General features: G+C 59.2%; 16 protein-coding genes and 2 pseudogenes. 12 read left to right on the forward strand and 6 right to left on the reverse strand.

Features of this window, described 5'->3' with window-relative positions:
* The first annotated feature begins 130 nt into the window (after positions 1 to 130).
* The 4 genes from P0D84_RS16085 (at position 131) to P0D84_RS16100 (ending at position 6394) form a co-directional block, all read left to right on the forward strand.
* Entirely contained in the window at positions 131 to 2386 is a 2256-nt protein-coding gene (locus tag P0D84_RS16085; protein WP_408337932.1) for a polysaccharide biosynthesis tyrosine autokinase, read from the forward strand.
* 206 nt (positions 2387 to 2592) lie between these two features.
* Positions 2593 to 3642, forward strand: coding sequence for a glycosyltransferase family 2 protein (locus P0D84_RS16090; protein WP_408337934.1), 1050 nt, complete (start codon positions 2593 to 2595; stop codon positions 3640 to 3642).
* A 46-nt stretch (positions 3643 to 3688) separates the two neighbouring features.
* A complete protein-coding gene (locus P0D84_RS16095) occupies positions 3689 to 4999 on the forward strand; it encodes an oligosaccharide repeat unit polymerase (RefSeq protein WP_408337936.1) in 1311 nt (436 codons plus the stop codon).
* 90 nt (positions 5000 to 5089) lie between these two features.
* On the forward strand, positions 5090 to 6394 hold the full coding sequence (locus P0D84_RS16100) for a right-handed parallel beta-helix repeat-containing protein (protein ID WP_408337938.1): 1305 nt from the start codon (positions 5090 to 5092) through the stop codon (positions 6392 to 6394).
* A gap of 230 nt (positions 6395 to 6624) precedes the next feature.
* On the opposite strand, the gene P0D84_RS16105 is transcribed toward P0D84_RS16100, so the two are convergent.
* Entirely contained in the window at positions 6625 to 7548 is a 924-nt protein-coding gene (locus P0D84_RS16105) for a right-handed parallel beta-helix repeat-containing protein (protein ID WP_494478245.1), read from the reverse strand.
* A 130-nt stretch (positions 7549 to 7678) separates the two neighbouring features.
* Here P0D84_RS16105 and P0D84_RS16110 point away from each other — a divergent pair, with 130 nt between their 5' ends.
* The gene (locus P0D84_RS16110; RefSeq protein WP_408337942.1) at positions 7679 to 7963 is read left to right on the forward strand and encodes a hypothetical protein; all 285 of its coding nucleotides are present in this window, start codon (positions 7679 to 7681) and stop codon (positions 7961 to 7963) included.
* 2040 nt (positions 7964 to 10003) lie between these two features.
* Here P0D84_RS16110 and P0D84_RS16115 read toward each other — a convergent pair.
* From P0D84_RS16115 to P0D84_RS16125, 3 genes are read right to left on the reverse strand one after another with little or no spacing between them, the layout of a single operon-like run.
* Positions 10004 to 10195 (reverse strand): hypothetical protein, encoded by a 192-nt coding sequence (locus tag P0D84_RS16115; RefSeq protein ID WP_408337944.1) that lies wholly within the window; start codon positions 10193 to 10195, stop codon positions 10004 to 10006.
* 52 nt (positions 10196 to 10247) lie between these two features.
* Positions 10248 to 10622: a transposase gene (locus tag P0D84_RS16120; protein ID WP_408337946.1), complete on the reverse strand. Its 375-nt coding sequence runs from the start codon at positions 10620 to 10622 to the stop codon at positions 10248 to 10250.
* Positions 10609 to 10863 (reverse strand): hypothetical protein, encoded by a 255-nt coding sequence (locus P0D84_RS16125; protein WP_408337948.1) that lies wholly within the window; start codon positions 10861 to 10863, stop codon positions 10609 to 10611. Before P0D84_RS16125 ends, P0D84_RS16120 begins: the two co-directional genes overlap by 14 nt.
* Positions 10864 to 11014: 151 nt before the next feature.
* Here P0D84_RS16125 and P0D84_RS16130 point away from each other — a divergent pair, with 151 nt between their 5' ends.
* Positions 11015 to 11431, forward strand: a complete 417-nt coding sequence (locus P0D84_RS16130) for an ISAs1 family transposase (protein WP_408337950.1) — start codon at positions 11015 to 11017, stop codon at positions 11429 to 11431.
* A gap of 755 nt (positions 11432 to 12186) precedes the next feature.
* The gene (gene istA, locus P0D84_RS16135) at positions 12187 to 12891 is read left to right on the forward strand and encodes an IS21 family transposase (protein ID WP_459252204.1); all 705 of its coding nucleotides are present in this window, start codon (positions 12187 to 12189) and stop codon (positions 12889 to 12891) included.
* A 29-nt stretch (positions 12892 to 12920) separates the two neighbouring features.
* Here the strand turns inward: istA (P0D84_RS16135) and P0D84_RS16140 are convergent, their stop codons facing one another.
* Positions 12921 to 13337, reverse strand: a complete 417-nt coding sequence (locus P0D84_RS16140; protein WP_408337952.1) for a helix-turn-helix domain-containing protein — start codon at positions 13335 to 13337, stop codon at positions 12921 to 12923.
* Between the two features lie 235 nt (positions 13338 to 13572).
* On the opposite strand from P0D84_RS16140, the pseudogene istA (P0D84_RS16145) reads away from it, so the two are divergent.
* The 5 genes and pseudogenes from istA (P0D84_RS16145) to P0D84_RS16165 form a co-directional block, all read left to right on the forward strand.
* Positions 13573 to 14930, forward strand: a pseudogene (istA, locus tag P0D84_RS16145) (IS21 family transposase); the annotation flags it as partial.
* Positions 14927 to 15760, forward strand: coding sequence for an IS21-like element helper ATPase IstB (gene istB, locus P0D84_RS16150; RefSeq protein WP_408337954.1), 834 nt, complete (start codon positions 14927 to 14929; stop codon positions 15758 to 15760). The pseudogene istA (P0D84_RS16145) and the gene istB, both read left to right, overlap by 4 nt.
* Positions 15757 to 16068: a hypothetical protein gene (locus tag P0D84_RS16155; RefSeq protein ID WP_096509064.1), complete on the forward strand. Its 312-nt coding sequence runs from the start codon at positions 15757 to 15759 to the stop codon at positions 16066 to 16068. Before istB ends, P0D84_RS16155 begins: the two co-directional genes overlap by 4 nt.
* 116 nt (positions 16069 to 16184) lie before the next feature.
* Positions 16185 to 16343 (forward strand): hypothetical protein, encoded by a 159-nt coding sequence (locus P0D84_RS16160; protein WP_162826291.1) that lies wholly within the window; start codon positions 16185 to 16187, stop codon positions 16341 to 16343.
* A gap of 310 nt (positions 16344 to 16653) precedes the next feature.
* A complete protein-coding gene (locus tag P0D84_RS16165) occupies positions 16654 to 17820 on the forward strand; it encodes an IS30 family transposase (RefSeq protein ID WP_408337956.1) in 1167 nt (388 codons plus the stop codon).
* A 619-nt stretch (positions 17821 to 18439) separates the two neighbouring features.
* On the opposite strand, the pseudogene P0D84_RS16170 reads toward P0D84_RS16165, so the two are convergent.
* Positions 18440 to 19465, reverse strand: a pseudogene (locus P0D84_RS16170) (IS630 family transposase); the annotation flags it as partial.
* Between the last annotated feature and the right edge of the window lies 1 nt (position 19466).

Genomic DNA, 19466 nt, shown 5'->3' on the forward strand with positions numbered 1-19466 from the left:
TGCGGACTTCCCAAGACGGTAACGAGTGCAGGCAGACTCGGCGAGGAAGGTAGTAACGCAATGAGATCTGCTTTTCCGCGCGGTGCTTGCGCGCTGACCGAGAAATCCAGGGGTTAAGGAGTGTATGACAGTGAACCACGTGAATTGGTCAACATCGAGCTTCGAGCCGGCACTTCAGCAGCCAGTGCCGTCAAACTACTCTCTCGGCGCCCTCTATAACGGACGCTGGATCATCATCGGCTCTACGGCTTTGTTTCTGCTGGCTGGCATTGGCTATACGACGTTCAAGCAGCCGGTGTATCGCTCCGATATTCTGATTCAGGTCGAGCAGACCCCGGAATTGCAAAAGAGCACGCTAGCCGATGTGTCGGCGATGTTCGACGTGAAAACCGACGTGTCATCCGAGATCGAGGTATTGAAGTCGCGGTTGGTCACATCGCAGGCGGTCAATAACCTGAAGCTCTATATCGACGCCGCACCGCGCTATATCCCAATCGTCGGCTGGTGGCTCTCCGCGCGTTCGGACGAGTTGTCGACTCCGCTGGTTGGCGGCTATGTGAGCGGCACGGAAAGCATCGAAGTCGCAACTTTCAACGTCCCCGAGCGGTTGTATGAGAAGTCCTTCAGGCTGACGCTGGGACCGGGCGGAACCTACGCGCTTGTGGGCAGGGGATCCTTGTTCGGGGAGAAGGTTCAGCTTCAGGGCCGTGTCGGTCAGATGCTGCATGAGGAGACCAGTTATGGCTTGATCGAACTGCTGGTCAAGCACCTGGACGGTAAGCCGGGAGCAACCTTCAATCTGAAACGTTATTCGGAAGGCGGTACAACCGAGTGGTTGCAGAACACCGTTTCGATTCTGGAGAGAGGCAAACAATCCAACATCATCGGCGCAACGTTCGACGGTATAAATCCGAAGGAAGACAGCCGGATTCTGAATGAGATCGGTCGCGCATATATCGAACAGAACGTGCAGCGCAAAGCTGCACAGGCGGACAAGTCGATGCACTTTCTGGACACGCAACTGCCGGTGCTGAAGGCGCAACTGGATCAAGCCGAAACCCGGTTCAACGCGTTCCGCGCGGAGCACGGTACGATCGATACTAGTCAGTACGGCGCGGCCCTGCTGCAACAGTCGGTGGCGGATCAGGTGAAGGTGTTTGACCTGAAGCAGCGCCGCGACGATCTCATGGCGCGCTTCACCGAGGGGCATCCGGAGGTGCAGGCAATCGACCACCAGTTGCAGGATGCGCAGACGGCGCTTGCAGCGGTGCTGCAGGCCACCCAGTCGTTGCCGGCTCTCGAACAGGAAGTCTTGCAACTGAAGCGTGACGTACAGGTCGACACCGACCTGTACAAGATTATGCTCGACACGCGTCAGCAACTCACGCTCGTGGGTGCTGCCAAGGCGAGTAACGTTCGGCTGATCGACAACGCCACGCCGTCGGAGGAGCCGATTCAGCCACGCGTCGGCGTCGTGATTGGCGGCTCGCTCCTTTCTGGTCTGCTGGTCGGCGTGGGTCTTGTGCTGTTCCGGCGGCGCGTGAACGCCTTGGTGGAGGATCCGCAGGAAATCGAAGCATCTATCGGTCTGCCCGTGTACGCAACGGTGCCACCGCACGGCCGTCTGCCCGATTACTCGCGCCGCGAGGCGCCACCGAAGCCGGCCGAAGCGCTCATGCTCACGCATGCCTTTAGCAATAGCCCCACTATTGAAAGCCTGCGCAGCTTCTGCACCATACTGCAGTTCAGGCTCCCAGAGGCGCGTAATCGGGTTGTGCTGATCACCGGGCCGACTGCCGGCATTGGCAAGTCGTTCGTTTCGGCAAATCTTGCGACGCTGGCCGGTGCATCGAGCAAACGCGTGCTGCTGATCGACGCCGATCTACGCAAGGGCAGTTTGCATCAGTACTTCAAGGTCAGACGCGCTCAGGGGCTGTCAGAAGTCGTGGCGGGCACTTCCAGCTTTGAGGCAGTAGTGCAGCGCAATGTGTCGCCGGGGCTCGACTTTTTGTCCACTGGCGAAGTGCAATCCGGTCCGAGCGAGATGCTGTTGCGACCGGAATTGGCGGACCTGATTGGGCAGGTCAGCTTGCAATACGACATGGTGGTAATCGACGGGCCTCCACTGTTGATGGTCTCCGACGCAATGGTGCTGGGGCACGCCGCAGGTGCGGTCTTCATGGTGGCTCGCCATGGCGTGACCACTCTGCCTGATATCCGTGAGAGCGCTCGCAGACTGGCGCAGGCGGGCGTGCCGATTCGCGGCGTGGTGCTCAACGACTTCAAGGCATTGCCGGGCAGATATGGTTATTCGGGTTACGGGTACGGCGCCCAGGGTGGTGACAGACGCGGGGGCTCTACAGGGCAGCCAGCAGAACAACATTGATCTCGCACCGACCTGTCTATGCGTGGTCGCTGCACGCGACATGCGCCCGTCTCGCCGACGAGCGCAAGCATGCAGCGGCGAGCATCACGTCACCGGAGCGCGCTTGCAGACAAGCGAGGTATTTCGGGCGGGCCTGCAGTTTGACTACTTGTTGTGACAGCGCTTCGCATGAAGCGTCTATCCGACCATAGTTCCACGAGGGGACCATGTCGAATTTGACAGTGGTGATCTGTAACTACAACTACGGTGAGTATCTACGCTGCGCGATCGATTCCGCGCTGAAGCAGACGGTCGGCGCACCTCAGGTGCTGGTCATCGACGACGGGTCGACCGACGATTCACGCGACATCATCCTTTCGTACGGCGAGCGCATTACCGCGATCTTTCAGGAAAACGGCGGCCAGGTGGCTGCCTACAATCGCGCGCTGGTGCAGGTCGATAGCACTTACGTGATTTTTCTCGACGCTGACGACCTACTGTATGCGGACGCGGTGAATCGCGTCACTGCAGCATTCGAATCCGGTGACTACGTCAAGGTGCAATTTCCGCTGGATGTGGTGACTCACGAAGGCGCCAGAACGGGTGTCATCGTGCCCCAAACCATGACGGTCGCCGACTGCGGCAAGCTGCTGCGCGCGGGTTGGCTCTATCCGTCGCCACCCGGTTCAGGCAACGCTTACCGGGTTGCGGCGCTGAAGCGGGTATTTCCTATTCCCGTCACGACCGACAATTTCTACGGCGCGGATTTCTATGCGATCTACGGTATTGCGCTGTTGGGCCACGTGTACATGCTCGATCTACCCTTAGGCGGATATCGGGTTCACCGGTCCGCCGCCAGCGGCGCGAACGGTTCTGCGGCGGGGCTCGCATTTGCCAATTCCGAAGATCCGCTGGCCGGAGCAAGAAAGGCTGCGTTCCGCTGGTCGATGCTGCGCGACGTCGTGCAACAAAGGCTTGGTGAAGCGCTCCCCGTGGCGTTTTTCGACTTCTCAATCGAGAAGGCACACTTTGCCAACCTGGTGTATCAAGCGCCGCTCACGCGCCGATGGCGATGGTTCACACGCGAATCGGGAAGCTATTTTCATACGGTGCTGGCGAATCCGTTCTGGGGCATCCGCAAGAAGTTTGCCGTAATCTGTTTGACGGCACTTAGTCTGATTCCGCTGGCATCGATCAGCGATCGCGCAGTGCGCTACATTGCCAATCCACTGGCAAGAGGGGGCGGTGCCGGCAAATTGCAGCAGGATGCCAGTTGAGCGGAATGGTTTGCCGTGTTGGGCAGCCAGTCTCAGGAGAAACATAATGCGAAACAACATTGGCGAGCCGGTGGACCGCTTCAACTGGGCCAGGCCGCCCCAGGCGCATGTCGGCGTACCGACGCGCGAACAACTTGCATTCAACGGTTACTGGTGGGAAGACCCGGCGCGCTTGATGCTGTTCTTCATCATGCCGCTCTACACGCTGATTTCGATCGACTTGCTAGGCGATCAGAAAGCAATTGCACAACTGTATTTCAACAGCTTCTATGCATTTGCAGGCGCGCTGTTCCTCGTTGTCGTCACGGCGGTGTCCTACTTAGGTCGAACAGTGGCCCCGCCGGTAACGCAGGCGCCAGTCGAAATATCGCGATGGGTGCTCGACGTACTCTTTGTGCTCTCGTTGATTGGCTATCTGACCATGATGAGTGGCGTGATCACTCATCCGACGCTTATGCTGTCGTTCTTCAACGGCGACGCAAACACGTACGACCTGATGGCGGTAAAAGGTCGGATTGCCGGGATAAGCACACTGACGCAGGTAGCCGTTGCTTACGTGCCGCTGTACTTCTATGTGTTCCAGCAACCGGCACTAGGCATATCACGGTACAAGATCTACCTTCTTGTCCTCCTCGGTTTGGCGCTGCTGAGAAGCTTCGTTTTCGCCGAACGCCTGGCGCTGATCGAGCTTGTGATTCCGCTCACTGTCATGTATCTGAAATTCCGGCGTTCGCATCGACCTTCCAGGATTATCGCGCTCGGGCCCTATGCCGCCATCGTGCCGCTGGTCGCGTTCTTCATCGCTAACGAATACAACCGCTCGTGGGAGAGCTACTACGTCAAGATCTACAGCAACATCTTCACCTTCGCGCTCGATCGGCTTGCGCTGTACTACTCCACTGCGCTCAACAACGGCGCCGGGGTTCTGAAGATTCTCGGCTGGGGTGTAGGCGACCCCGTGTTCACACTCGATTGGTGGTTCAGGTTTCCGGTGCTCGGCGACTTTTTTCAGGCAGGGCGCGATTTCACCGCGGACTACGTCGCCTTTCTGAGCAACAACGCCGACCCGGAATTCAACAATCCGTCCGGTATCTTCGTGCATTTCTACGAATGGGGCTGGTTTGCACTGTTCGTCGCCGCCTTCATTGGCTGGGTGTTTAACCGAAGCTACTCAGGATGGCGCGCTGGCAACGGGTTCTGGTGCTGCGCGCATTCAGTGTTTCTGGTGTCGTTGTGCGAGATTCTGCGTATTCCCATCCTGTTCAGCGGCAGAAACTTTGTATCGATCGCAGTGCTGTTCATCGTTTTCCGTTTCTGTAGAACGAAGTCTGCCCGGTCCTCTCGCGCAGTAGTCTGACAATGCTGACGTGCAGAGAGCGCGCTCCACGTTCAGTTCGCTCATTGCCGCTTCGTCTGGAAGACGAAGCGGCTGCAAAAGAAAGGCCACATGATCAAGAAAATTGCCGTCCTGCTGTCGGTCATTGCGATCGCGTCGCGTTGTGCGACGCTCGCTTACGCGCAACCGAACACAGCGATTACGTCGTCGACGCTGACTGCGAAAGAAAGACCAAGCACGACGCGCCACACGAACTTGCCCGCGACCGCGGCACTCGCCGACGCGACGATCCGCTCGCCTCGTGACGGCAACGATCAAGCCGGCATCATTCAGGCCGCGCTCAACGCGCTGCGTATCGGCCAACGGCTCGTGATCGCGCCGGGCACTTACGTCGTGAGCCATTCGCTGGCGGTCAAGACGCAGAGCGTCGTGGTGTATGGATATGGCGCCACGTTGGTCGCGACCAACCCTGACGATCAATCGCTCGTCGTCACCGGGACGAACGCAACGGTCGCTGGTCTGACGCTGCGCGGCACAGGCAGCAAGAGGCTTGAAAGCGACCTTTCCGCGAAAGTCGTGGTGCGCGGCACAGGCATCCAGATTCTCGATACCAGGATCGAGGGCGGCGCGAGCGCGGGTATTTTCGTGTCCGGCGCGACGAGTATCGCGCTGGCGGGCAATAGCGTCAGCGCGACGCTCGCCGACGGGATACACATCACCGGTGGATCGCAGAATGTTCTTGTGTCGGGTAATACCGTGACCGGCACCGGCGACGACATGATCGCGATCGTCAGCTATGAAAAGGACGGCGCCTTGAACAGGAACATACTTGTCACGAACAACACGGTCTCGGGCAATTACTGGGGCCGCGGTTTGTCGGTGGTCGGCGGGACTAGCGTGACGCTGTCGGCCAACACAGTTCAGGGCGTGCAGAAAGCGGCCGGCATCCTGGTCGCGCAGGAAGATGGTTACCGGACCTACGACGCCACGAACATCGTCATCAGCAATAACACCGTGTCGGACATCGAGAATGCGACGAACCCTCGCAAGTTCTGGCCGGCAGCACGGCATGCGGGGATCGACATCAACACCGGCATGGGCTCGGTGTCGCGGGTGCTGGTGACGGGCAACACCGTATCCCGGGCGAACTATGGCGGCTTTCGCGCACTTGGCAACGTCTGTCAATACCGCGTTGCTAACAGCGCGTTCGATTCAATAAGCGGCTTGCCGATTTCATTGCAGAGTAGAAATTGTGCATCGAGCCAGATCATCTCCAGCGACAACACGCTTGACGGCAAAGTATTCCCGCAACCGGGGGGCGCCTCCGCGATTGGCGAGCTCACGATCACCGGCGTCGATGCGTCGCAGCTGCCGCACATTAACTCGAGCGCTCGAGCGGCACCCGAACGCAATTAAGCCGCAGGCAAGCTGCCTCGCACAGCATTGCCTCCCGAAGCACACTACAGCCCAAAGAACGAGCAGGGTGAATGTCGGGTTAGAGCCGCCTCAGTGCTGCTAGCGCACTGGCGGATCGTTCAGCTCTCCATATTACTCTGGATTGCGACATATCGACTGAAGACCACGGTCCTGACGATTTCAGATCACGTAAAAAACCCCGCCGAAGCGGGGTTGAAAGGCTAACGATCTTACTGCATGGCGCCAGCGCCGCCCGGCGCGATCGAGGCGGTATAAGCGGCCACCGGGGAAAAGGTCGTACCCGTGACAGGGATATTCTCTTTCGAATTGCCGGCACTCTGCAGAGCCGATGCTCCCTGCGCCGAATACACGGTGCTGTTCTGGATAGTACCGCTCCCGCTGCCGTTGCCCACGAACTGGAATGCAACAAAGGGCGGGCTCACGATCTGGTTGTTAGTCAGATTCACGCCGGTGATGTTGTACGTCGACCCTTGAGAGTTGTAGACCGTGACGGTGCCTTGAGAAGGACCACCGTGGATAAACGTGTTGCCGGTCGCGGTCACGTTGGATACGCCCAAGGTGTTGTATTCAGATTCCGACGCGATGTACAGGGAGGCATATTGATCGGTGTTGTCAACGACGTTGCCGGTATAGGTAATATTGCTGCCACCCACCGTCGTCAGCCCGCGGCCACCGACCTGACCGGTGACCGTGTTGTTCTTGACCGTGATGTTCTGGACGATAGGTGAGACCGCATAGCTGACGATCGAGATCCCATCATCGCCCGTGCCTTTGACTAGATTTCCGCTGATGACGGTGCCGTTCGCGCCATCCGTATTCGTGATGCCGTCGGCCAACGTCTTCTGCACCGTGTTGTTCTGGATCGTGCCGCCCTGCCCGCCCGCGTTAAAAATGCCAACGCTGGCCGAGCCGGTGATCGTGAGACCCTGAACGGTGAAGTTCTTGGCGGCGTCGATCCAGACCGCGGCTGTTTCCCACGCGGCCAAACGGGTGCTGGCAGCACTCGTAATCGCAAAGTTGGAAAGCGAGCCACCCGTGCCAGTCAAATGGATAGCCTCGTTGTTGACGTTGGTCGCCTTCAGGATCGAGGTTTTGCCGACACCTGAGAGTGCAATGCCATCGACTTTCAGCACGTTCGAATAGACAAACGTCCCTGCCGGGATGGTCACGCTACTTCCATTCTGCGCTGCGACAGTCAGCGCGTTCTGGATCGCGTTCGTGCTGTCCCTGTTGCCCGTCGGATCCGCGTTGTACGGTGCTTGCGTGATCGAGATCACGTTCGAAGCGGGCGTTGCCGACGACGCAGCCGCAGGTGCAGATGCGGCGGACGTCGACGATGCGGCCGACGATGAAGACGTCGAAGTCGGCCTGCGATATCTATTTGCCGTCGCGGTGGGATCAGCGCCGTTGCCGCCACCGCCGCCGCCGCATGCTGTGAGAAGAGCGGAGGAAACAAGAAGGGTGGCCAACGTCGTAACCGGTAGACTGGACTTCAACTTCATAACAAATCTCAAATTAAGAAAAGCGGCCCGAAGGCGCTATAGTTAATGGGAATGAAACGTATGCTTGTAGTGAATTACTAAGGCGATGCCGTCAGCGACAGGCATGACGCCGGACTCCATAGCTTTCGCTACCGAGTGATTCGTTCTCGGACCTGATTTGCCCGTTGTGAATTGAGCATCCCCGGCGCAGCTATGACCTAGTCCCCGCGCTGCGTCGCGGCAAGCGTGTCCTTAAACGTCTTCAGACTGCTGAGTCCGAGCTGAAGCAGGTATTTGCCAGACGGCGCTAGCAAACATTGGGTATGCCAGCGCACCATGGAAGGCTTTGAGCAAGCTTCTCAATAGTGGTCGGCGATATGAACTTCTTTAATAGTTTGTTGTTCTGATCGATACGCATGCTGAAAGCCCTCCTTCGAGTTGCGATTAATCCTGCGTTAACACCGCACTGCTACAGATTCACGCCCGCTCATCCTGCGTCTGTTCGACGTTGGAACCAGGCGATATCTGCACACGCGGCGCAGTGCGCGCTTTGGCCAGGTGCGAGACGAGTTCATGCCCGCTCGCCACCTGATGTAGCGAACGCAATTCTCATCACTCGTCTTCGCTAGCCCCTAACGCACAAGCGATTTTCCGGAAGACTCTATATATTTATTCGCAGTGCGAATTACTAATACGAAAGACATTTCCTGCCCTCTTTCGTTGCCAAAAAAATACCGGAAATACAGGTGTGGTGCACCTGAAGTCAAATCACAGACACTAAGGACTGCGATTCTTTGTCGAGCGATTCGACCCGCTGCGCATGCCACCAACCTTAGCCGGTCACGCAGCGGTACCGCAACTAGGTTGCGCATTGCGAGCGCGCCGGCACAGCTTGTTCACTTATTCGTCGCCGCGACCTGCCACGAACATGCACGCGACCATTGGCGCTACGCAACCACCAGTCGTGCGAACAGAGACAAGGGCACTCACACCGCGCGCTTCAATCGAACGGCATCGAAGTGTGCGGTAGACCTTTCTACATGAGATTCCATGGGAACGAATTATATTCGCAAAAAAATGTTTCAATCTTGAAACAGACCGAAATTTGCGGAAAAAAGCGATAGCTCCCTGCATCCAATCGTCATAAGACAATTTATCCTTCTCTTAGCGGAAAAATGAAACATTCCCCTCGCTTACTTCAAATAGTGACAGAAGACATCTAGCCGACCGTGCAAAAGCGTAGAAACGACACCTTTTAATTGTCTGATTAATGAAAGTTTTACTACGTCGGACGGCGTTTTAAGCGATTGCTCCGTGCTTGGGTTAACCCGATGCTTTGTTATGCTTACTTAACAAAACCTTCGACGCGGCACGCATCGTGCTGGTGCCTCGACACGATCTGCGCCATACGGTGGGGTCGGCCGGAGGATTGAGGCTTTTGTAAAACAGGGCACCTGATCGGGGCTCTGCCCGCGATATCTCAACGAACCATCTGAAGGTGCGAGACCTGTTCACGAGGCAGTTGGTCCATAAGACAACGACCCGATTGCGCGCACAACGGATTCGACTCAACGGATGGAGGTCGCCAAATTCACGCTCAAAGTGAGCGTCGTCCACGCCAACCCAGGTCACGTTGAAGGCTTTCATCGATGAAGGCAGAATTAGCGTACATGCTCCGTGCCGCCGAGCGGACATCCGATCAGAGCGGACAAGCTCCGGTTCGAAAACACGAAGCCAACGATCTTTACTGAAGATGAATTATGCAAGTCCGAGCCGCCGGCTTCGTCGACAGACTACGGCTTAAATTCGGGATGCGGACTTGCGACGCAATTGGTTAGATTCTCTTGCTTATGGTGTCCTTGCAGTAGGTCTTTCCACGCACTTTGGCATCATGGACGCACCTGTGCCGTGATTCGCTCGAGGTTCATAGTCGTTCAAACCGCCAGGCAGGTTTTGCCTGTTTTTGCATCCTAGTTTGCATACCGATGCAAACTCAAACGGCAATCGACCATCTGGCTTATCTGCCAATTTCGGCCTCCGTAACCACCACACCAAAATACCATCCGGATAACGAACGTTTATCGCAATCGTCATGGCTGCCTTGCAATTACCCACCTCTTTTCATTGCGAGTTCGTAACCGAGTTGAATGTCCGTCAGCCTTCTCATGCCTCGCCACATCACCGTGTTGCCAGGAGGAGGATCGCCGGCACGAGCCAGATAGCCGCCAAGCTGCGCGAGTTTGAACACGTCGCGCACGAGCGGTAGCGCAGGTGCGGTGCGGGCTGCTTCCTGTACCACGCGATCCAGTAACTCGATTTCCGTTTGGGTGAATACAGCTTCGAGCGGGGCCCTATCGCGAAACTGCGCGGCTGATCATCGTGAGCCAAAAGATGTGCCAGCTCAGGATACAGAGTACGGAGATGAGGTTGGCCAGCCGGTCTGCCGTACGTAGCCGTGCTTCCTCGGCCTTGCACCCCGACTTCAGGATCTTGTGGAACGTCTCGATCTTCCAGCGCATCGCATACCAGTCGAGCTTTTCTACGGCCTGTGCACGCGAGCTGACTGGCAGATCCGTAATCAGCTTCCATTCTATTGGAGCGCGTGTGCCCGGAGCGTCACGCTCCCGAGCGTGAATGACTGAGAGCGGCAGTGCCGGATATCGGCTCTGCATGGCGATGGGCGGTAGCACCGTCATGCGCTGATAGCGAAGCTCAAGGTCGGCCACCAATGGAACCCCTTTTCGCGTCGCGAAGCTCAACTCGATCTAGCCCCTTGACCCTTCCGTTGCGCATCTCGCCGTCGATCGTATGCCGACCATCTCCTACCAGGCGATCTACACATGTGCGCACGAGGAAGTGTGTGCCGAGATCGCGCGCCGTGCAGAACAGCTCGTAGATGTCGATTTCCCGATCACCCACATGGATACAGCGCCCGGGCTCGCCCAGCAGCGCGCTCGACTCGCGCATGTTCTCGAGCCAAGGGTAGCTTTCCTTCTCCTCAATCGGTACGCAGGGCAATCGCACGAAAAATTGTTTACACACAATGGGTTACGAATGGGGGTTGTAAACTGCTGCGAAGAAGCGTTAACTCTTGGTTTTGCCAAGAGCCGAGAGTGGTGTGGACGACGAATACGAGCCGTTGAGTTTGCAAGACGCGTTTGGGGACCTGACGGATCCGCGTGTACGCACTCCGGAGCATTATCTGACGGAGATGCTGGTGGTTGCACTGGCGGCGATCCTGTCGGGTGCCGACACCTGGGTTGGGATTGCGTTGTGGGCGCATGGACAACTGGAGTGGCTGCGCCGGTACCTGCCGCTGCGCAACGGGATTGCCTCGCATGACACGTTCGGGCGCGTATTCGCGGCGCTTGATGCGCGGCAGTTCGAGGCGTGCTTTGTGCGATGGGTAAGCGGCATTTGTCCTGCAGTCGCGGGCCAGGTGGTGGCAATTGACGGCAAGACGGTACGGCGCTCGCACGGTGTGAGCGGCGGTCAGAAAGCGCAATTAGACGGCGGCGGCGACTTGCAATCTTGAACGAGACGTATTTGCTGTTTGCTCGGGAATCGCTTGTTGAGGCGTAATCGGACTGCGCTGCGGTGCGTCGTAAGGACCCCGAAGGGCGAATGCAGACGCGCCGCAGCGCAGACTCGTTTTTGCTCAGGGAGTGACGCAGGGATACGAGATAGGATAGAAGAACAGTTCACCGCCGAAGAAACGGCCCGACACCGGCGCAAACCGCCAAGTTCACACCGATGTCAGACCCCACCGCGTGCACGGAGCATGGGTGTGCAATGAGTATTGCACGCTCCGCCGGCTCTGTCGATATCGCCTCGGCAACGACGGGATTCTTCGATGCCGGCCTCAGGTCGCTTCTTCGTGTGCGTGCGTTGCCGGGTGCAGGTCATCGTTTGTCGCCGTTGCGACCGTGGCCAGATCTACTGCGACGGCGACTGCTCGTTGGTCGCTCGCCAGAGCAGCATTCGGGAGGCTGGGCGCCGATACCAACGCAGCCGCAATGGCCGTCTGGCGCATGCCGAACGGATGCGCCGCTATCGCGGTCGCTTAAATAAAGTGACACATCAGGGTTCCGCGGCGCCTGCCGCCGATGCTCTACTGCAAGCGACCCCGACAACATCGGCCAAAGCAACGACGCCTGGTATCGCCAGGCGTTTGCCCGCCCACTGTCACTTCTGTCACCGTGCCTGCTCGGCGTTGGTGCGCCTCGGACCGCTGCGTGGCCGGGTCTTCCTTAATGTTCGCAGTGCGATGCACAACACAGGACACGACCCATGACCATCGGAGCAGAACTTGAGGCGCAAATTCTGCGCTATTACCACGTCGAGAAGTGGCGTGCCGGCACCATCGCGCGCCAATTGCATGTTCACCACGGAACGGTTCATCGGGTGCTGGCGCAAGCTGGACTTCCCAGGATCGGTGGCCTGCAACGACCCTCACAGATCGACGCATACCTGCCGTTCATCCACGAGACGCTGAAGAAGTTTCCGTCACTCACGGCCAGCCGTCTTTATGCGATGGTGTGCGAGCGCGGCTACCGGGGCAATCACCACCACTTCAGGCATTTGATCTCGGTGCACCGTCCAAGGCCGATCACCGAGGCCTATTTGCGCCTACGAACACTGCCCGGTGAGCAAGGACAGGTCGACTGGGCCCATTTCGATCACCTGCAGATTGGTCGCGCACGCCGACCGTTGATGGCGTTCGTGATGGTCTTGTCGTGGTCACGGCAGATTTACCTGCGCTTCTTCCTTGATGCCCGCATGGACAGCTTTCTGGCCGGCCATGCAGGCGCCTTCGAGGCATGGTCCGGTCTGCCCAGGGTCCTGCTCTATGACAACCTCAAGAGCGCCGTCCTTGAGCGGCACGGTGACGCAATCCGGTTCAATCCCCAACTCCTCGCGTTCGCCGCCCATCATCGCTATGAGCCCCGTCCTGTGGCCGTTGCGCGAGGCAACGAGAAGGGCTACGCTGCATAGTGCACCTCATATGTCGGTTGCGTTGGTGTTTATGCGGCCGAGCGTCGGCCACGGGTCTTTCCCTGGTGCTGGAACTTTACTGGTGCGTCGGCGCCCGGGGGTTCGAAGAGATATCCGCCCTTGTCGTCGTAACGGTGCGCTACAAGCAGGCCCGCACGACGCCAGCTCTTGACGGTCGTCGGCGCCACGTCCAACCGCTCTGCGATCTCGTCTTGTGTAAGCATTCCACGTGCGCGCAGCCTGTCATGATGACTCGGTAGCCCGTGGGACAGCCGAATCCGCGTGATCATTCTGGAATTACTAGCGGGTAAGAGAGCAGCGTCTCCGCTGCTCCCTCCCCAAAGAACCGCCCAAGCGACTTTCACCGCAGACGGCTCAGGCATGGCTAAAGCATCCGCAACCGATACCGGTCTTGCCAACCTGCGCAAGCCCTTCGCTAGCGTCATATCGTTGGTATCGCGCGTCAATCAAGATGAGAACAGCGCGTCAATCAGGATGAGAACTGGCGTGGCGGCAGCGGTGGAGGGCGTAGCCCGGAAACCGCTGCCGCCACGCCGCGCCGAACAGTCCCCCCGTCGTCGGGGAGCCTTGTCGGTGGTCGCGGTGGATCGGGTATGAAGGAACCTTCCATTTCACGGGAGGCTACGGTGCCCGGGCGTCACGTCAACGACCACCAGATGAGCGCCACGCACGCGTCGCCGTGCTGATCCCCTGGCAGCAATCTTTGACGCCGAGATCGTCCCGCTGCTCCAGTCCGCTCCCGGCATCCGGCCCGTGGCCGTACTGGACGAGATGCTTCGGCGCCATCCAGACCTCCCGGGCAACGTGCGTCGCACGCTCGAGCGGCGTATTCGCGACTGGCGGGCACTCCATGGCGAGGAGCGTGACGTCATGTTCCGCCAGGTGCACGAGCCCGGTCGCCTCGGATTGTCCGACTTCACCGAGATGGACAGCCTGGGCGTCACCGTGGCGGGTGTCGCGCTGGACCACCGTCTGTATCATTTCCGGCTGGCCTGCTCGGGCTTTGAGCACGCTCACGTCATCCTCGGCGGCGAGAGCTATGTCGCGCTGGCCGAAGGGCTGCAGAACGCGTTGTGGGTGCTCGGTGGCGCACCGCGCGAGCACCGCAGCGACAGCCTGTCGGCGGCGTTCCGCAATCTCGAACGCGAAGCGCGCGACGATCTCACCACGCGTTACGAAGCGCTCTGTGCTCACTACGGAATGCAGCCTACGCGCAACAACCGCGGCGTTGCCCATGAGAACGGCTCCATCGAGAGCCCTCACGGCCACCTCAAGAACGCGGTGCGTGATGCGTTGCTTTTGCGCGGCAGTAAAGACTTCGACGACCTCGATACCTATCGCCGCTTCATCGACGAGCACGTCTGTCGCATCAACGCGCGCAATGGCAAGCGCATTGAGGCCGAGCGCCCGCAGCTTCAGCCACTGCCGCCGCAGCGCACGACGGACTACGAGCAAACGTGTGTACGTCAGCTCCACCGGCGGCTTTGTCCTGCGCAAGGTGTTCTATACCGTCCCGTCCCGGCTGATCGGTCATCGACTGCGCGTGCGGCTGTATGACGACCGACCGGGAACTGTTCCTGGGCAGCACCGCCCTGATGACGCTGCAGCGCGGCCGTCCGGGTCCCAGTGGCAAGCACGGCCACATCGTCAACTACCGGCACATCATCCACGCGCTGCGCCGCAAGCCCATGGCGCTGCTCAACCTGGTCTACCGCGATCAGGTCTTTCCGCGTGAGGCCTATCGATTGACCTTCGAACGCCTGTGCGAGCAACTGCCTGAGCGTGCGGCATGCAAGACCATGGTTGAACTGCTCAGCCTGGCCCACGAGCGCAACTGCGAGGCACAACTGGCGCAGGCACTCGAGCAGTGCCTGGCCGACGGGCAACTGCCCGATCTGCACGCGCTGAGTTCCCGTTTCGAAGCGAAACCCGCGAGCCTGCCGCAGGTGAACGTCCAGCTGCCTTCGTTGCGCGACTACGAGGCCCTGCTTGGCCTGCAAATGGAGGTGGCAGCATGAATCACGAATTCGACGCCACCCGCCTGTCGCTGCTGCTCAACGATTTGCGGCTGCCCGCCATCAAGCAGATCTGGTCGAGCTTTGCCGAGCGTTCCGACACGGAAGGCTGGCCCGCGGCGCGCCTGCTCATGGCGCTGGCCGAACACGAGATCGCCGAGCGCGATCGACGTCGCATCGAACGTCACCTCAGGGACGCCAGGCTGCTGCCGGGCAAGACGCTGGAGAACTTCGATTTCGACGCGGTGCCGATGGTGTCGAGAGCGCACGTCTCGGCGCTTTGCGCTGGCGACGGCCGGCTGCGCAACGGCGCCAACCTGATTCTTCTGGGGCCGTCCGGAGGCGGCAAGTCGCACTTGTCGTCGGCCATTGGACTGAGCCTGCTGGAGAACGGCTGGAAGGTCCTGTTCGCCCGTACCACCGATCTCGTGCAGCGGTTGCAGGTCGCACGCCGCGAGCTGTCGCTGGAGTCCGCCATCAACCGGCTGGATCGATTCGATCTCCTTATTCTGGACGACTTTGCATACGTCAGCAAGGATCAGGCCGAGACGTCGGTGCTGTTCGAGCTCATCAGCGCCAGGTATGAGCACCGCTCTCTTTTGCTAACTGCAAATCAACCATTTGGCGAATGGGACCGTATCTTCCCCGACCGGGCCATGACGGTAGCCGCCGTCGACCGGCTGGTCCATCACTCCACGATCTTTGAACTGAACGTCGAAAGCTACCGTAGGCGTACCGCCCTCGAGCGCAAGCAGCAGGGACCGGGACGCCCGGCCAGTATCGCGACACCAAACAACGTCGGCGTGCCGCCGCGCCCGGAGGATCAGCAATGAAGCACAACGCACATCTGCAGCTCGTAACGCGTGACGATACATCCGACAGTTCGACGACGAAGCCCATCGCACGCACGGCCGCACAACGGCAACGCGCATACCGCTTACGCCGCAAACGGGCCGTTATAGACGCCATTGGTGAGGAAGCCTGCGCGTCACGCGTTACGATGCTGGCCCTGCTCGGCGAAGGCTTGGCGGCATTGGATAACAGCGACACTTCGACAAGGCTCATTGAGAGCAAACGCCACTGCGTAAGGCGTGTGCTCCAGGCCATCGTCACGCGTTACGCAATCGATCTCACCGACTGACGCGCTGTTCTCATCCTGATTGTCGCGCGGCACAGAATGCCTGCAGCGTAACGCGTTGCGCTGCAGGCTCTGCCCGGCGACGGCTTGGCGGCATTGGACGCCGGCGACATTCCACGATGCTCATCGAGATCAAACGCGACAGCGTAAAGCGTGTGCTCCAGGCCATCGCCACGCATTACGCAATCGTCCTCACCGGCTCGGGCGCCGTTCTCATCCTGATTGTCGCGCGGCACACGCGCGCCAGCGTCAATCAAAAACTGCGCGTCAATCAATAAACGCTTGTCAGCGCCAATCAACATCGGCATCATCAACCCCGCCGCGACATTCTCATCCTGATTGTCGCGCGTCTCTCATCCAGATTGTCGCGCCACACGTTGGTTCATCCCATTGCTGGGCCGAGGGCGCTGAGCTGCAACAAGGCAGCCTCTTCCAAGCTTCCCTACGTCGAACCGCAAATAATCGCCCCCGACAGCCACACCTCGCGAAAGTCTGCGCCCTTTCAGGCTGGGGCAAAGTTTGAACCGGCGGATTCAACCGGTCGTTGCAACACCTCTGTTCCAATACGGAAATGGAGAGTGGAGCACGATGGGACGACAAAGAAGACCGTGGTTGAACACCGCGCAGAAGGCTGGAATCTGGAAGCTATGGCGCGAGGGCGAGTCGCTTAGTGCAATTGCGCGGATGCTCGAGCGCCAGCCGAGTGGCGTTTATCATGTTGTGCACAGGAATGGCGGGATTTCCCCGCCCGCGCGCACACGATCTGCGCGAGCGCTGACGCTGGCCGAACGCGAGGAGATCTCGCGGGGCCTTGTCGCAGGCAGAACGATGGGGCAGATTGCACTGCAACTGGGGCGCTCGAAATCGACCATCAGCCGGGAGATCGGGCGCAATGGCGGCAGCGACAGGTATCGGGCGCACGAGGCCGATGCGGACACCTGGGAGCGTGCGCGGCGGCCCAAGGTGTGTGCGTTGTCCGGCAATGGGCGCCTGCGCCGGCTGGTGGCAGCCAAACTCAAATTAAAATGGGCTCATGTACAGATAGCAGGGTGGCTCAGGCGCGAGTTCCGGGTCAACAAGGACATGCAGATATCACACGAGACGATCTACCGGAGCCTGTTCATCCAGGCGCGCGGGGTGCTCAAAAAGGAGCTCGTCGAGCATCTTCGTACGAACCGTACGATGCGCCAGGCGAAGAGTGCCTCGGCAAGCGGACAGAACAGGGGCACGATAGTCGGGGCAGTGTCGATCAGCGAAAGGCCGGCCGAGGTGGAGGACCGTGCGGTACCCGGCCATTGGGAAGGCGATCTGCTGGCGGGCTCGAACAACACCTACATTGCCACCCTGGTGGAGCGGCACTCGCGTTATGTGATGCTGGTCAAGGTGGCAGGCAAGGACACTGCAAGTGTGGTGTCGGCGCTGATCAAACAGGTGAACAAACTGCCGAAACAACTGCGTGGGTCACTGACATGGGACCGGGGCACCGAGATGGCGAGCCACAGGAACTTCACGATTGCCACGGACGTACAGGTGTATTTCTGCGATCCGCGAAGCCCATGGCAACGAGGCAGCAACGAGAATACGAATGGCCTGCTGCGTCAGTACTTCCCTAAAGGCAAGCCGGTGGACGGCTATTCGCAGGCAGACCTGAACAAGATCGCCGCGCAACTGAACGGTCGACCCCGTCAGACCTTGCAATTTATGAACCCTGCCGAGAAACTGGCGGAAACGTTGGGTGTTGCATTGACCGGTTGAATCCGCCCGCCTATACACACCATTACAGCATGCCATTCGCTTTCTCCGCGTTCTCTTACCCGCTCCCTCAACAGCTTCCCTCGCGGGTGACCTGCCGCTGACCCGACGTCCCGAGTCAGTGGCGAGGGGTCGGGCTTACCACGTTCCCGTTTCTGCCGACCCAGCAACAACCTGAGCCTATCCGGTTAGCACCTGCCTATCCCCCGGTGGCGCTCTGGCAACGTGCGTTCAACCATGAGGAACACAACCGGCCACCCACCTTTTGGTTAGAGCCTTTCAGCAGCTTTGGCTCTTCGTTTCTTACGAGGTTTAACAGCAGTTCACTTACGTTGTGCATACGGAATTTGCCTTGCCCCCACACCGCGCGGCTGCTGGCAGTGTCGGACCTCCCTCGTCACCGAGAAGGACTTGCTTCTGCGGAGTACTTTGTCCCCGGGGCTTCACACTCGATCGTTGCCAATCGCGCATGCCCGACTAGGCAACTGTTGGTCGCACAACAGGTCGCAGCTTCAACCGCCATGATTCGACGATCAAATGCGACAAGACAAAAACGAGCTTTACCGCCAACTACATGCCGCTTGACGCGCGGCTGACGGCGACACGTGTCGCACCATAGGTCAGAAACATAGCGGACAGATGGGTGCCTGAAGAAGGAGCGCACGAGAGTTGGGTCTCGTCCAATTTGAGCAAGCTGCTCGTGAATTCGCGGACCCAGCTTTTCGCCTTTTTGCAGAGGACGTCGCGCAACGCCGGTGCGCTTGACGTGACTCCGCACCAGTTCGTCCGGATTGAGGTCTGGTGCATAACCCGGCAGGAAGTGCAAGGTCAGCTTGCCCTGGGTGCTTGCGACGTAGTCCTTGACGACAGCTTTCTTATGCGCCGGCAATCCGTCGACAATCAGATGAACAGCCTTCCTGCGATTGAACATTAACTTCCTGAGCAGCGTCACGAACAACTCACCGCTGAGCCCACCTTCGTAAGTTGCAAACCAGAACGCCCCTTTTGAGTTGACGGCGGACGCCGCGCTCATGCTTTGCCTCTGGCCGGGGCGTTCAACGACCGGCGTTTCGCCGCGTTGCGCCCAGGTCCTGCCGTGCACCGAGTCGGCCCGAAAGCCGGATTCGTCCCAGAAGAAGATGTCGGCACTTTCCTCGCGAGCCTGTCTGACAATAGCCGGATACGTGTCACGCTGCCAGCGCTCGATTGCGTCCGGATCTCGCTGGTAAGCACGCTGCAATGGCTTTTGCGGCGTCAGGTTTAAGCGCGCGAGCATCGCGCCAATCGACGCAAGGCTCAACGTGACACCGAAATCCCGCTGCACCAGTTCGCGAACCAGGTTGCGCGTCCACAGGCCGAAGTCAAATCCATACTGCATTGGATTCTTGCCATTGATCCAGCGCAGTACCTGTCGTTCCTGTGCTTGCGTAAGCTTACGAGGGCGGCCCGTGCCTTTGGTCGAGAGCAGCACACGCACCCCACGACCGCGACCGCGCGCCTGAGCCCGGATCTTGTATGCCCAGGAGCGATGCATTCCAAACGAGGCTGCAACATCGCCTGGATGTTCTCCCTCAGCCATGCGTTGAACTGCCAGGATGCGCATCTCCTCCAGCGTGTTGTGAGCCAGGCTCCGGCCATCTCGTTTCATG

The sequence above is a fragment of the Paraburkholderia sp. RL17-337-BIB-A genome, assembly GCF_046025895.1.
Taxonomy (GTDB): domain Bacteria; phylum Pseudomonadota; class Gammaproteobacteria; order Burkholderiales; family Burkholderiaceae; genus Paraburkholderia; species Paraburkholderia fungorum_C.

Excerpts from the sequence above, each read along its gene's own strand:
- P0D84_RS16095 (WP_408337936.1), top strand. The coding sequence starts at position 3,689 with ATGCGAAACAACATTGGCGAGCCGGTGGACCGCTTCAACTGGGCCAGG.
- istA (WP_459252204.1), top strand. The coding sequence starts at position 12,187 with ATGACCATCGGAGCAGAACTTGAGGCGCAAATTCTGCGCTATTACCAC.
- P0D84_RS16100 (WP_408337938.1), top strand. The coding sequence starts at position 5,090 with ATGATCAAGAAAATTGCCGTCCTGCTGTCGGTCATTGCGATCGCGTCG.
- P0D84_RS16165 (WP_408337956.1), top strand. The coding sequence starts at position 16,654 with ATGGGACGACAAAGAAGACCGTGGTTGAACACCGCGCAGAAGGCTGGA.
- P0D84_RS16090 (WP_408337934.1), top strand. The coding sequence starts at position 2,593 with ATGTCGAATTTGACAGTGGTGATCTGTAACTACAACTACGGTGAGTAT.
- istB (WP_408337954.1), top strand. The coding sequence starts at position 14,927 with ATGAATCACGAATTCGACGCCACCCGCCTGTCGCTGCTGCTCAACGAT.
- P0D84_RS16160 (WP_162826291.1), top strand. The coding sequence starts at position 16,185 with ATGCTCATCGAGATCAAACGCGACAGCGTAAAGCGTGTGCTCCAGGCC.
- P0D84_RS16155 (WP_096509064.1), top strand. The coding sequence starts at position 15,757 with ATGAAGCACAACGCACATCTGCAGCTCGTAACGCGTGACGATACATCC.
- P0D84_RS16125 (WP_408337948.1), bottom strand. The coding sequence starts at position 10,863 with ATGCGCGAGTCGAGCGCGCTGCTGGGCGAGCCCGGGCGCTGTATCCAT.
- P0D84_RS16140 (WP_408337952.1), bottom strand. The coding sequence starts at position 13,337 with ATGACGCTAGCGAAGGGCTTGCGCAGGTTGGCAAGACCGGTATCGGTT.